Below are 12,898 nucleotides of genomic sequence, written 5' to 3' on the forward strand. Positions count from 1 at the left end.
CGCCACCGCCGCCGCCATCCCTGGCCGCCGGCCGCCCCGGGCGACACCGGTTGTTAGGTTGTGCGCATGGCAACCGCGACCGGCGGGGAGCCCCGGTGGTCCGAGTGGCGCCGCCCGCGCCCCGGCCCCGCCGAGCAGCGGCGTGACGTGTGGCTCGGGCTGGGCGTCGTGCTCGGCGGACTGGGCATGACGGTACTGGTCAGCAGCATGGGCGCGTTCGCGTTCGAGTCGCCGCCCTCGCTCGGCGAGCAGCTGCTGTGGACGGTGGCGGTCACCGCGCCGCTGGTGGTGCGCCGGCGTTACCCGCTGGTCGTGCTGCTGGTTGTCGGCGCGCTGTTCATCGCCGCCCAGGCCAGGCAGACCGCCGACAACATCGTGCCGTCCGTCGCCCTGTTCCTCGCGATCTGCACGGCGGGCGCGTGGGTGCCCGACCGGGTGGTGGCGCGCTGGTCGCGCGTGGGCGTCGTCGTGGTGATGTTCCTCTGGCTCGGGTTCTGGCTGGTGGAGTTCCTGATCGGACCGCCCCGCCCGTTCTCCGACGCGGCCGGTCCGCTGGACCCGGTGCTGGCCTCCGTGCTCTACGGCCTCGCGTTCAACCTGGTGTTCTTCGTGGGCGCCTACGTCGTGGGCGACCTGGCGTGGGTGTCCGCGCGCCGGCAGGCCGAGCTGGAGCACCGCGCCGAGCAGCTGCGGTTGTCGCAGGAGCAGAACACGCGCGGCGCGCTGATCGCCGAACGCGTGCGCATCGCCCGCGACCTGCACGACGTGGTGGCGCACCACGTGTCCGTCATGGGCATCCAGGCCGCCGCGGCGCGCCGCGTGCTCGACAAGGACCCCGACCTCGCCCGGGAGGCCCTCAAGCAGGTCGAGGAGACCGCGCGCGGGTCCATCGGCGAGCTGCGCGGCCTGCTGGGCGTGCTGCGGGCCGGTGCCGACGACGGCGCCGAGGGCGAGCGCGCCGCACCGGATCTGACCCGGCTGCCCGAGCTGGTCGCCAACGCCCGCGCCGCCGGGCTGGAGGTCGAGCACCGCACGTTCGGCGAGGTGCGGCCGGTGCCCGCCGCCGTCGCGCTCTCGGCGTACCGGGTGGTGCAGGAGGCGCTGACGAACGTGGTCAAGCACGCGCACGCCCGCGAGGTGGACGTCCGCGTCCGCTACCTGGACCGCGCCGTCGAGGTGGAGGTCGCCGACGACGGCCGCGGCGGCGGCCCCGCGAGCGGCGGGTTCGGCCTGCTGGGGATGCGCGAGCGCGTCGCCGTGCACGGGGGCCGGCTCGAAGCCGGGCCGCGCCGCGGCGCCGGGTACCTCGTCCGCGCCACCCTGCCCACGTCCGACCCCGTCCCCACCGACCCCGTCCCCGCCGAGGAGCACGCGTGACCGCCGACCCGACCACCCCGCCGCTGCGCGTCGTCCTCGCCGACGACCAGGACCTCGTCCGCGCGGGCTTCCGGGTCATCCTGGGCACGGAGGACGGCATCGAGGTCGTCGGCGAGGCCCGCGACGGCGGCGAGGCCGTGGAGCTGGTCGAACGGCTGCGCCCCGACGTGGTGCTGATGGACGTGCAGATGCCGCGCGTGGACGGGCTGGAGGCGACCCGGCGCATCCTCGCCTCCGACAGCACCGCCAAGGTCGTCATCCTGACCACGTTCGACCGGGAGGACTACCTGTTCGAGGCGCTGCGCGCCGGGGCGAGCGGGTTCCTGCTGAAGAACGCCTCGCCGGAGGACCTGGTCGAGTCGGTGCGCATCGTGGCGCGCGGCGACGCCCTGCTCTCGCCCGAGGTCACCCGCCGCGTCATCGCCCGCTTCAACGAACCCGCCGGGCCCGCCGCGCCCGGTCCCGGCCACCGGCCGGCCGAGCTGACCGACCGCGAGTACGAGGTGCTGGTGGAGCTGGCGCGCGGCGCGAGCAACGCGGAGATCGCGCGGTCGCTGCACCTGGGGGAGACCACGGTGAAGACGCACGTCTCGCGGGTGCTCAACAAGCTCGGCCTGCGCGACCGCACCCACGCCGTCGTGTACGCCTACGAGCACGGGATCGTGTCGCCGGGCCGGCACGACGCCTGACCACCTCATCGCCCGACCACCTCGTCGCGCGGGCCTCCCGGACCTGGTGCGAGAGTGGGCGCATGGCGAAGATGGATCTACGGGTGCGGCTGCTGGGGCGGGCCCTGAAGCGGACGTCCGTCACGGGCATGAGCGTCGAGCGGATCACCCGCGCCCAGGGCCGGAAGATGACCCACAACCCGGTGACCGACCTGCTCCTCGGCGCGGTGGCGCCCGGTGTCGTGCTCACCGACGGCCGGGCGGCCGGCGAGGCGGGCACCGTGGCCGTCCGCTCCTACCGGCCCGCCCGCCGCACCGCGGACCCGTTGCCGCTGGTGGTGAACTTCCACGGCGGCGGCTGGGTCTTCGGCGCGCTGGAGACCGCGGACTGGCTGTGCAGCAGCGTCGCGGCGGCCGTGGGCGCGGTCGTCGTGTCGGTCGACTACCGGCTGGCGCCCACCCACCCGTGGCCCGCGGCGGCGGAGGACTGCTACGCGGCCCTGGTCGACGTCGTGGCCCGCGCCGGGGAGTTCGGCGCGGACCCGGCGCGGGTGGCCGTGGTGGGCGACAGCGCGGGCGGGAACCTCGCCGCCGTCGTCGCCCTGATGGCCCGCGACCGCTCCGGCCCCGCCCTGGCCTTCCAGGGGCTGCTCTACCCGGCGACCGACCTGACCGGCTCCAGCCCGTCGATCGACGAGAACGCGCACGCCCCGATCCTGACCAGGGACGACGTCTTCGCCTTCCGGGACCACTACCTCGGTTCGGCGGACCCGGCGCAGCCCTACGTCTCGCCGCTGCACGCGCCGGACCACTCCGGGCTGCCCCGGGCGCTGGTGCAGGTCGCCGAGCACGACCCGATCCGCGACGACGGCCTGCGCTACGCCGCCGCCCTGGAGTCGGCCGGCGTGCCCGTGCGCGCCACGACCTACGTCGGGATGCCCCACGGCTACCTGAGCTTCCCGAACGCCTGCCGCAGCGCGCCCCAGGCCCTCGCCGAGCTGTGCGCGGAGCTGCGCTCGGCCCTGGCGGTGCCGTCAGCCGCCTGAGCCGGACACCACCACCCCCGCCTGCACGACGTGGCGGACGCCGCCGGGCTTCGCCAGCACGCCGATGTCCTCCAGTGGGTCGCCGTCGAGGACGAGGAGGTCGGCGTGCGCGCCCGGCGCCAGGGTGCCGACCTCGCCGGTCAGGCCGAGCAGGTCGGCCGCGGTGACGGTCGCCGAGCGGAGCACGTCGAGCGCGCCCTGCACCTCGCGGCGCAGGCGGAACTCGTGGGCCTGGTGCCGCTGCATCCCGCCGAGCAGGTCGCTGCCGTAGACGAGCTTCACGCCGCCGCGCGCCGCGCGCTCCAGGCCCTCCAGCCCGGCGGTGAGGACCTCGTCGACCTTGCGCCAGCTCGCCTCGGACAGGCCGAACTCCCGGCCCTCCTCCTTGAGCGCCCAGTAGGTGACGAGGGTCGGCACGAGGAACGCGTCGTGCGCGCGGAACAGCTCGACGCTGGTGTCGTCGAGCAGGTTGCCGTGCTCGACCGACCGCACGCCGACCTCCAGCGCCCGGTTGATCGCGCGGGCGGTGTAGGCGTGCGCGGCGACGTAGCGGTTGGCGGCCTCCGCCTCCTGCACGGCCGCGCGCAGCTCCTCCACGGAGTACTGGGTCGAGTCGATCCGGTCGGTCGGCGAGCTGACGCCGCCGCCGGCCATCACCTTGATGTGGTGCGCGCCCTTGCGCAGCTCGTCGCGGGCGGCGGTGCGCACCGCGTCGACGCCGTCGGCGACGCGGCCGAGCCCGGCGCAGCACTGGTGCGAGTCGTGCACGGCCGTGCCGGGACCGCGCACGTCGCCGTGGCCGCCGGTCTGGCTCAGCGCCTTGCCGCAGAACAGCAGGCGCGGCCCGCGCAGGACGCCCTCGGCCTGCGCCAGCGACAGGCCCCAGTCGGCCCCGGAGGCGTCGCGGACGGTGGTGAACCCGCGGTCGAGCATCGCAGACAGGGTGCGGGCGCTGTGCGCCGCGACGTAGGACGGCGACAGCGAGGTGAGGGCGCCGAGGTCGGCGGTGGAGGCGGTGACGTGGACGTGCGCGTCGACCAGGCCGGGCACGACCACCGCCCCGCCCGCGTCGAGCACCCGGGCACCGGGCGCGGTCAGGTTCGGCCCCGCCTCGACGACCCGGCCGTCCTCGCAGCGCAGGTCGCCCTCGGCGTACTCGCCGGTGGCCGGGTCGAGGACCAGCGCGTCGCGCACGAGCAGGCTCATCGGGCACCCCCGACGGCCTCGCGCAGCGCCGGCACGGCGAGCGGCGCCAGGGCCCGCGCGGCGGCGACCGACCCGTCGTCGTAGGCGCCCTCGGCGTCGAGGATGTTGAGCACACCGAGCACCCGCCCGTCCCGCTCGTCGACCACCGGCACGTTGACGATCGAGCCGCAGCCCAGGTCCGCGATCAGCTCGTGGTCGGCGAACACCTCGCGCACCGCGGCGGCGTCGCGGCCGAGGAACGGCTCCGCGCCCTCGACGCAGCGCTCCAGCCACGCGGCGGCGACCTCGACGGTCTTCTCCCCGCCGACGGGATAGCGGTCGGGGTGGCTGCTGTGCACGCGGCGCAGCGCCCGCCGTTCGGGCACCCAGGCCAGCACGGTGAACAACCGCACGCCCACGCTGTCCCGCACCCTCTCCTCCAGCACGGCCAGGTCGGTCACTTCGCCATCTCCTTCGCGGTCTCGGCGGGGTCGCCCCGCTCGGTCAGGTCCTCCAGGGAGCGCCCGGCCGTGGACAGGCCGAACACCAGCACGCACACCACGCCGACGACGAGCACCGCCGTGGTCATGCCGAACACGCCCGCGAACCCGAGGCTCGCCGCGGTCAGGCCGATGATGGTGGGCGCGAGGATGCTGCCCACCCGGCCGAACGCGCTGGACAGGCCGGTGCCGGTGGCCCTGATCCAGGTCGGGAACACCTCGGGCGTGTAGGAGTAGACGCCCGCGTAGGTGCCGTTGAGGAAGAACGAGAGCACCGCGCCCGCGACCGTGATGGTCAGCGGGGTCCCCATCTGGGACAGCCAGAACGCGCTGATCGCCGAGCCCGTCAGGTAGATCGCGATGGTGTTCTTGCGGTCCAGCCTCTCCGACAGCCAGGCGGCGGAGAAGTAGCCGGGGATCTGCGCCAGGTAGATGATGATCGAGAACTCGAAGCTCTTGGTCACCGTGATGCCCTGCTGGACCAGCAGGGTGGGGATCCAGGAGAAGAAGCCGTAGTACGAGAACGTGATGACGAACCAGACCAGCCAGATCACGGCGGTGCGCCTGGCCATCGCGGGGCTCCACATGAACTTCAGCGCGCGCCCGAACGTGACCTTCGGCGTCCCGGTGACCGGTCGCGCCGTCGTCTCGGGGACGGGCGGCAGCGGCTCGCCGGTGGCCTTCTGGACCCGGCGCTCCAGGTCGACGACGACCCGCTCCGCCTCGGCGTGGCGACCCTGCTGGAGCAGGAACCTCGGCGACTCCGGCAGCGAGCGCCGCCACCACAGCAGCATCACGATCGGCAGCGCGGTGATCAGCTGCGCGATGCGCCAGCCGTCCTCGGAGACCGGCACGACGAACCGGCCGATCAGCGCCGCCATCACGAAGCCGAACGAGAAGAACCCGGCCAGCGCGCCGACGAACCAGCCGCGCCGCTTGGCGGGGACGAACTCGGACAGGAACGGCGCGATGATGGCGCTCTCCGCGCCCGCGCCGGCGCCGGCCAGCACGCGGGCCACCAGGAACGTCTCGTAGTTGGGCGAGAAGGCCGCGACCACCGAGAACACGGCGTAGAAGGCCAGCGCGTACATCATGACCTTCTTGCGGCCGACGCGGTCGCCGAGCAGGCCCGCGACGGCCGCGCCGAACAGGAAGCCGAACGGGGTCGCGGACCCGATGAGGCCGAGCTGGCCGTTGTCCAGGCCCCAGACCTGCTGCGCGCTGGGCAGCAGGAACGCGACGACGGCCGAGTCCATGCCGTCGAAGGTGTAGCCGAGCCCGCCGATCAGCAGGAGGCCGTAGTGCGGACGGCTCAGGGGGAGCCGGTCCAAGCGAGCCAACAAGGTCATGGAGCGCCCTTCGGGGTCGTGACCAGCGGGTGGATGGCAGGCAACGTATAGTGCATATTCAGCGAAGCGCAATAGTCGTTGCATCTTTGACGTGGGGCGACCGCGTACCGTGTCCGCCGTGCGGGGAGGGGCGACATGACGGACCGTGCTGCCGACGGCTTCGAGGACTGGTTGCGGGGGCGCGTGCCCGAGCGCGGTCTCCGGCCCAAGGCCGCCGCGCTGCTGGAGGTGCTGCTCTCGCAGCCCAGGCGCGCGTCGTTCGGGTCGACCGCCGAGCTGGCGCAGCTGGCGGGCGTGAACGTGGCGACGGTGACCCGGACCGCCCAGGCCCTCGGCTTCGCCGGGTGGCCCGCGCTCCAGCAGGAGCTGCGCGCCCGCTACCTGTCGTCGCTGAGCGCGCCGCAGGTGGCCGCCGAGCACCACGGCGTCGGCTCACCCGGCTCGGCGTCGGTGCGCCGCGACCTCGACGGCCTCGCGCTGCTGCACCGGCGGCTCGACGAGGGCGTGGTCGTGACGATCGCGCACGCCGTCGCGGCGGCCCGGCGCACGGTGGTCATCGCGGCGGGCAGCTACGCGGCGGTGGGCACCGCCTTCGCCCACAACGCGCGGCTGGCCGGCTACGACGTGGTGGCGGTGTCCGCGAACGACGCCGACCTGGCCAACGCGGTCGCGTCCACCGGCCCCGACGACGTGCTCGTCGCGATCAGCTTCTGGCGGCTGTACGAGAGCACGGTCCTCGCCGCCAACGAGGCCCGCTCGCGCGGCGCGCGGGTGTTCGCGGTGACCGACGCGGCCAGCCCCGCCCTCGCCGCCGCCGCCGAGGCCATGCTGATGGTCCCGGCCGAGGGCGTCGCGTTCTTCCCCTCCCTCACCGCGGGCATGGCCGTCGCGCAGGCCGTGGTCGCCCAGCTGGCCGCCGTGGACCCGGCGCGCACCGCCGCGTCGATCGAGGCGGCGGAGGCGATGTGGGCCAGGTTCGGCCTCCTGCACCGCCGCCCGAGCCAGGCCACGTAGGCGGCCCCGCTCCGGACGGCCACGCTCCGGACGGGGCCGTCAAGGCCGCACCGGCCGGCCGCTTCGGCAGGACGAGGCGATGTCACATTTTCGCTATCGGCACCTCCCCGTGATGGCGAAAGCTCGGGGTTCTCGCGCTCCTACTGGGGAGGTAGTCCGACCATGACCGTCCTGGCGGTGCCGCCGACACCGATCGCGGCACACCCGATGCTCATCTTCCTGCTCCAGCTGACGGTGCTCCTGGGCGTCGCCTTCGCGCTGGGCAAGCTCGCGTCCCGGTTCAACCTGCCCGCCGTGGTGGGCGAGCTGGCGGCCGGCGTCCTCCTCGGTCCCTCGCTGCTCGCGCACGCGATCCCGCCGCTGTCGAACTGGCTGTTCCCGGCCGACGCCGAGCAGATCCACCTGCTGGACGCGGTCGGGCAGATCGGCGTGCTGATGCTGGTCGGGTTCACCGGCATGCACGTCGACATGGGGTTGGTGCGCCGCAAGGGGCGCACGGCGGCCTGGGTGAGCGCCGGCGGGCTGTTCATCCCGTTGGCGCTGGGCGTGGCGGTGGGCATGGTGCTGCCCGCGTCCCTCCTGGCCGGCGACACCGAGCGGCTGGTGTTCGCGCTGTTCCTGGGCGTGGCGATGTGCGTCAGCGCCATCCCGGTGATCGCCAAGACGCTGCTGGAGATGAAGCTGCTGCACCGCAACATCGGGCAGCTCACGGTCAGCGCCGCCGCGGTGGACGACGTCGTCGGCTGGTCGCTGCTGTCGGTGGTGTCGGCCATGGCCACCGCGGGGATGCGCGCGGGTCACGTCGCGTTGACCATCGGCAGCCTGGCGGCCGTGCTGGTGGTCGCCCTGGTGCTCGGCCGGCCGGTGGTGAAGGTGGGGCTGACCTGGGCGAACAAATCGTCCGACCCGGCGGTCACGGTCGCCGTGGTCGCCCTGCTGTTCTTCGCCTCCGCCGCCGGCACCCACGCCCTGGGCCTGGAGCCGATCCTGGGCACGTTCATCTGCGGCGTGCTGCTCAGCAGTTCCGGGTTGCTGGACCGGCAGAAGATCGCGCCGCTGCGCACGTTCGTGATGGGCGTGCTGGCCCCGATCTTCTTCGCCACCGCCGGGCTGCGGATGGACCTGACGGAGCTGGCCAAGCCCCCGGTGCTGCTGGCCGCCCTGGTGGTGCTGGTCATCGCCGTGCTGGGCAAGTTCGTCGGCGCCTACCTGGGCGCGCGGCTGAGCAAGCTCAGCCACTGGGAGGGGTTGGCGCTCGGCGCCGGGCTGAACGCGCGCGGCGTCATCGAGGTCGTCGTGGCGATGGTGGGCCTGCGCCTGGGGGTGCTGACCACCGCCGGCTACACGATCGTGGTGCTGGTCGCCGTGGTCACCTCGTTGATGGCGCCGCCGATGCTCCGGTACGCGGTGCGCCGGATCGAGGTCACCGAGGAGGAGCGGGTCCGGGAACGGCTGTTCAACGGCGAGAAGGCCGCCAGCTCGTAGCGCTCGGCTCGTGCCGCGCCTGCCGGGGACGAGCCGCCCGGGAGGCGCGGCACCCAGGTGATCCTCCGCGCGGAGGATCACCTGGGTGGGTCTTGCGGAGGACGCGAACGGGTGACGCCACCGCATAGCGTGATCACCGTGTTGACAGTGACAGCGATCAGCCGGAGCTTCGGCGACCACCGCGTGCTCCACGACGTCTCCTTCGACGTCAAGCCCGGCCGGATGACCGGGTTCCTCGGTGCGAACGGCTCCGGCAAGACCACCACCATGCGGATCGTCCTGGGCGTCCTCGGCGCGCACGGCGGTTCGGTGAGCTGGGACGGCCGGCCGCTCACCGCCGCCGACCGGCCCCGGTTCGGCTACATGCCCGAGGAACGCGGCCTGTACCCGAAGATGGCCATCGGCGAGCAGGTCACCTGGCTCGGCCGGCTGCACGGCCTGGACCGCGCGACGGCGCGCGCCAACACCGACCGGCTGCTGGACCGGCTCGGCCTCGCCGACCGGTCGGGCGACCTGCTCGAAGCCCTGTCGCTGGGCAACCAGCAGCGCGTGCAGATCGCCGCCGCCCTCGTGCACGACCCCGAGGTGCTGGTGCTGGACGAGCCGTTCTCCGGCCTGGACCCGCTGGCCGTCGAGGTCGTGCTGGACGTGCTGCGCTCCTACGCGGCGCGCGGCGTGCCCGTGCTGTTCTCCAGCCACCAGCTCGCCCTCGTCGAGCAGCTCTGCGACGACGTCGTGATCATCGCCAAGGGCCGGGTCACCGCGCACGGCACCCGCGACGAGCTGCGCACCCGCTACGGCGCCCGCCGCTTCGAGGTGGTCGTCGACACCGACGCGGGCTGGCTGCGCGACCTCGCCGGCGTCCGCGTCGTCGACCTCGACGGCCCGCGCGCCGTGTTCGAGCTGGACGGCGCGGACGACCAGGAGGTGCTGCGGGCCGCCCTGCGGCGCGGTGCCGTGCGCAGCTTCACCCCGGTCGTCCCCACGCTCGACGAGATCTTCAAGGAGGCGGCGTGAGCATCCCGTTCACCGCGGCGACCCGGCTGGTCGCCGAACGCGAGGTCAAGGTCCTGGTGCGCACCAAGGGCTTCTGGATCGGCTTCGCCGTCGTCGTGCTCGGCCTGTTCGCGTTCACCGTGCTGCCCTCGGTGTTCGACACCCCCACGAAGGTGGCCGCCGTCGGCGGCGACACCGCGAAGGTGCTCACCGCCGCCGGTTTCGAGGTGCGCGAGGCCGCCGACCGGGCCGAGGCCGAGGCGCTGGTGCGCGCCGACGACGTGGAGGCGGCGGTCGTGCCCGACGGCCCGTCCGACGGCGTGCGGGTGGTCGCGCTGACCGAGCCGCCGGACGACGTGCTGACCGCGCTGGTCGCCGCGCCGCCGGTGGACCTGCTGGAACCCGCCGACGTCTCGCCGGACGAGCGCCAACTGGTCATCTTCGTCTTCGCGCTGGTGTTCTTCATGTTCGGCATGGGCGGCGCGTCCATCGCGCAGAGCACGGTGACCGAGAAGCAGACCCGCATCGTCGAGATCCTGGTGTCCACCATCCCGGTGCGCGCCATGCTCGCGGGCAAGATCGTCGGGCACTCGGTGCTGACCATCGCCCAGGTGGTGGTGCTGGCGCTGCTCACGCCCATCGCCCTGCGCCTGGGCGGGTTCGCCGACCTGCTGGCCGTCGTGGCGCCCGCGCTGGGGTGGTTCGTCCCGTTCATGGTGCTCGGGTTCGTGCTGCTGGCCTCGCTGTGGGCCGTGACCGGCTCGCTGGTCAGCCGCCAGGAGGACCTCGGCTCCAGCATGGGCCTGGTCGTGATGCTGGTGATCATGCCCTACTTCGGCGTGATGTTCTTCTCCGGCAACGCGACCGTGCTGGCGGTGCTGTCCTACCTGCCGTTCTCCTCGGCGGTCGCCATGCCGGTGCGGGTGTTCACCGGCTCGGCCGCGCCGTGGGAGGGCCTGCTGTCGCTCGGCGTGCTGGCCGCGTCGGTGGTCGGGGTCGTGCTGCTGGCCGCGCGCCTGTACGAGGGGTCGCTCATGCGGACCGGCGGCAAGGTGTCGCTGGCCAAGGCGTGGGCGCGGGCGGACTGACGCGGGGGAGGAGCGCCCGCGGGACGGCGCGGTGCCGTCCCGCGGGCGTGGTGCGTCGGCGCACGCGTGGTGCGTCAGTACACGAAGCACTCCGCGGCCGAGGTCGCGAAGCCGGCCGCCCGGACGTCCGCCACGGCGGCCGTGCCGGCGAAGCGGCGGTTGACCTCGGCGCGCTCGGCGGCGTTGGGCAGGTCGTTCCGGCACGACACGGGCGCGCTGGAACCGGACATCAGGTCGGCGCACAGGCCGGTCCGCCGGTCCGGCAGGCCCAGGATGTGCCCGATCTCGTGGGTGGAGATGCGGGGCCGGTAGTAGCCCTGCTGGACGGCCTGGCGTCCCATGTAGACGGTGCCGTTGCCGAGCGACGACACGTAGGCGCGGGGCCAGCCGTTGTCCGCCAGGATGCGGATGTTGACCGTCGAGCCGGTCGTCCGCTTGACCAGCCGGACGTTGGTGACGGACGCGTTCCAGTTCGCGGCGGCGGTGTCCCAGTCCGCCGCGAACTCCTGGGCCTGGCTGGTGTCGTAGTACAGGGTGCGGGCCAGGACCTGCACGTCGTCGGCCGCCGGGGCGGCGGAGGCGGGCGCGGCCACCGCGACCAGCGGTGACACCAGACCCAGCACGAGCACTGCGACACGCGCGACCTTGCGCACGAACATGATGGTCTCCTCGGGAGCAGGGGAAGTCGGGGAGCCGGTCGGCAGGGGAGGCTCCCCTGCTGACCAAACAACCAGTCCCCGGTGGTGGCTGAGAAGCCCCCGAAGGTAGGGTCGTGCGCCCTCCGCGCCGGCCGCCGCCGTCCCCCTGCCGCGCGCCGGGCGGCGGCGACCCGTCCGCGCCCGGTCGCGGGGTGATCAGGAAACGGCCTCGACCGCCGCCAGGACCAGTGCCGCCACCTCGTCCGGCCGGGAGAGGGCGATGGCGTGCGAGCCCTCCACCTCGACGGTGGTGGCGCCCAGGCGCTTCGCGGCGGCCCGCTGGGAGTCCGGGTGGATGGCGTGGTCCTCGGTGGCGACCGCGAACCAGGACGGGAGGGTCCTCCAGGCGGGCTCGACGGCCAGCGGCTCGGCCAGGGCGCGGGCGGCGACGGGGCGCTGGCTCGCGGCGGCCGTCGCGGTGACGTCGTCCGGCAGGTCGGCGGCGAACACGCTCGGGAAGGCGTCGCGGCGGATCGTGAACTCGGTGTCGGTGCCCTCGCCGTCGGGGAACTCCTGCGGCACGAGGGACGTGTTCAGCTCGACGGGCGGGAACGCCTCGACCGAGCCCAGGGCGCTCTCGCCGGTGTCCACGCCGAACGACGCGACGTAGACGAGGGCCTTCGCGTTGGGCGCCTCGGCCCCCGCGTGGGTGATGACCGGGCCGCCGTAGGAGTGGCCGACCAGCACCACCGGGCCGTCGACCCGCCCGGCGACCGCCGCCACGTAGTCGCCGTCGTGGGCCAGGCCGCGCAGCGGGTTGCTCACCGCGATGGCGTCCACGCCCCGCGCCCGGAGCCGCTCGATGACCGGGCCCCAGCTGGAGCCGTCCGCGAACGCGCCGTGCACCAGGATCGCGGTGGGGGTCTTGTCGCTCATGGTCTTTTCTCCTCCGGGTGGATCGGGCTGATGTCGTATAAGCTAGTGGCCAAGTAACTCGTGCACAAGTTACTTTTGTAGTGATCACTGGCACACGTGCCACCATGGGTGCCCGGAACGACGGGTGCCCGGAACGACCGAGAGGAGTCCGCCGTGGACGTGCCGCCGCTGGAACGGGGTTCGGCCGTGGACGACCTGCTGTGCTTCGCCCTGTACGCCGCGTCCCGCGCGGTCACCGCCGCCTACCGGCCGCTGTTGCAGGAGCTGGGCCTGACCTACCCCCAGTACCTGGTGATGCTCGCCCTGTGGGACCGCGGCGAGCCGATGCCGGTCAAGGACCTCGGCGACGCGCTGCAACTCGACTACGGCACCCTGACGCCGCTGCTCAAGCGCCTGGAGGCGGCCGGCCTGCTCACCCGCAGGCGCCGGGTCGACGACGAGCGCTCGGTCCTGGTCGGCCTGACCGAGGAGGGCGCGGCGCTGCGCGCCTCGACCGGCCACATCACCGCGTCCATCGGGGAGGCCATGGGCCTGCCGGAGGCGGAGGTGGACCGCTTGCGCGAGTCGCTGCGCCACCTGGCGGCCAACGTCGCCGCGCACAACGCCGGCTGACCGG

13 protein-coding genes are annotated in these 12,898 nt (G+C 73.8%); 8 read left to right on the forward strand and 5 right to left on the reverse strand.

Annotation, left to right across the window (positions count from 1 at the left end):
• Positions 1 to 66: 66 nt before the first annotated feature.
• From ACRAKJ_RS17620 to ACRAKJ_RS17630, 3 genes are all read left to right on the forward strand, one after another.
• Positions 67 to 1,377 (forward strand): histidine kinase, encoded by a 1,311-nt coding sequence (locus ACRAKJ_RS17620; RefSeq protein WP_438919746.1) that lies wholly within the window; start codon positions 67 to 69, stop codon positions 1,375 to 1,377.
• Complete coding sequence (locus ACRAKJ_RS17625; RefSeq protein WP_438919747.1) at positions 1,374 to 2,066, forward strand: response regulator; 693 nt, start codon at positions 1,374 to 1,376, stop codon at positions 2,064 to 2,066. Before ACRAKJ_RS17620 ends, ACRAKJ_RS17625 begins: the two co-directional genes overlap by 4 nt.
• 62 nt (positions 2,067 to 2,128) lie before the next feature.
• On the forward strand, positions 2,129 to 3,091 hold the full coding sequence (locus ACRAKJ_RS17630; protein WP_438919748.1) for an alpha/beta hydrolase fold domain-containing protein: 963 nt from the start codon (positions 2,129 to 2,131) through the stop codon (positions 3,089 to 3,091).
• Here the strand turns inward: ACRAKJ_RS17630 and ACRAKJ_RS17635 are convergent.
• The 3 genes from ACRAKJ_RS17635 to ACRAKJ_RS17645 are packed head-to-tail and all read right to left on the reverse strand — an operon-like array spanning position 3,080 to position 6,125.
• Positions 3,080 to 4,297: an amidohydrolase family protein gene (locus ACRAKJ_RS17635; protein WP_438919749.1), complete on the reverse strand. Its 1,218-nt coding sequence runs from the start codon at positions 4,295 to 4,297 to the stop codon at positions 3,080 to 3,082. The two genes, ACRAKJ_RS17630 and ACRAKJ_RS17635, sit on opposite strands and share 12 nt — an antisense overlap.
• Entirely contained in the window at positions 4,294 to 4,737 is a 444-nt protein-coding gene (locus tag ACRAKJ_RS17640) for a GAF domain-containing protein (RefSeq protein WP_438919750.1), read from the reverse strand. The genes ACRAKJ_RS17635 and ACRAKJ_RS17640 overlap by 4 nt, the downstream gene beginning before the upstream one ends.
• Complete coding sequence (locus ACRAKJ_RS17645) at positions 4,734 to 6,125, reverse strand: MFS transporter (RefSeq protein ID WP_438919751.1); 1,392 nt, start codon at positions 6,123 to 6,125, stop codon at positions 4,734 to 4,736. Before ACRAKJ_RS17645 ends, ACRAKJ_RS17640 begins: the two co-directional genes overlap by 4 nt.
• Positions 6,126 to 6,260: 135 nt before the next feature.
• Here ACRAKJ_RS17645 and ACRAKJ_RS17650 point away from each other — a divergent pair, with 135 nt between their 5' ends.
• The 4 genes from ACRAKJ_RS17650 to ACRAKJ_RS17665 all read left to right on the forward strand — a co-directional run bounded on the left by ACRAKJ_RS17650 (position 6,261) and on the right by ACRAKJ_RS17665 (position 10,708).
• Complete coding sequence (locus ACRAKJ_RS17650) at positions 6,261 to 7,139, forward strand: SIS domain-containing protein (RefSeq protein ID WP_438919752.1); 879 nt, start codon at positions 6,261 to 6,263, stop codon at positions 7,137 to 7,139.
• 162 nt (positions 7,140 to 7,301) lie between these two features.
• Positions 7,302 to 8,624: a cation:proton antiporter domain-containing protein gene (locus ACRAKJ_RS17655; RefSeq protein WP_438919753.1), complete on the forward strand. Its 1,323-nt coding sequence runs from the start codon at positions 7,302 to 7,304 to the stop codon at positions 8,622 to 8,624.
• A gap of 138 nt (positions 8,625 to 8,762) precedes the next feature.
• Positions 8,763 to 9,641 (forward strand): ABC transporter ATP-binding protein, encoded by an 879-nt coding sequence (locus tag ACRAKJ_RS17660; RefSeq protein ID WP_447009036.1) that lies wholly within the window; start codon positions 8,763 to 8,765, stop codon positions 9,639 to 9,641.
• Positions 9,638 to 10,708 (forward strand): ABC transporter permease, encoded by a 1,071-nt coding sequence (locus ACRAKJ_RS17665; RefSeq protein WP_447009037.1) that lies wholly within the window; start codon positions 9,638 to 9,640, stop codon positions 10,706 to 10,708. Before ACRAKJ_RS17660 ends, ACRAKJ_RS17665 begins: the two co-directional genes overlap by 4 nt.
• 74 nt (positions 10,709 to 10,782) lie before the next feature.
• On the opposite strand, the gene ACRAKJ_RS17670 is transcribed toward ACRAKJ_RS17665, so the two are convergent.
• Entirely contained in the window at positions 10,783 to 11,367 is a 585-nt protein-coding gene (locus ACRAKJ_RS17670; RefSeq protein WP_447009038.1) for a snapalysin family zinc-dependent metalloprotease, read from the reverse strand.
• A 195-nt stretch (positions 11,368 to 11,562) separates the two neighbouring features.
• Positions 11,563 to 12,282 carry an alpha/beta fold hydrolase gene (locus ACRAKJ_RS17675; protein ID WP_438924353.1) on the reverse strand — a complete coding sequence of 240 codons (720 nt, stop codon included), beginning with the start codon at positions 12,280 to 12,282 and terminating at the stop codon, positions 11,563 to 11,565.
• A gap of 159 nt (positions 12,283 to 12,441) precedes the next feature.
• Between ACRAKJ_RS17675 and ACRAKJ_RS17680 the strand changes: the two genes are divergently transcribed.
• Positions 12,442 to 12,894, forward strand: a complete 453-nt coding sequence (locus tag ACRAKJ_RS17680) for a transcriptional regulator, SarA/Rot family (protein ID WP_438924357.1) — start codon at positions 12,442 to 12,444, stop codon at positions 12,892 to 12,894.
• The last annotated feature ends 4 nt before the right edge of the window (positions 12,895 to 12,898 follow it).

This window comes from Saccharothrix sp. DSM 118769 (genome assembly GCF_052936295.1).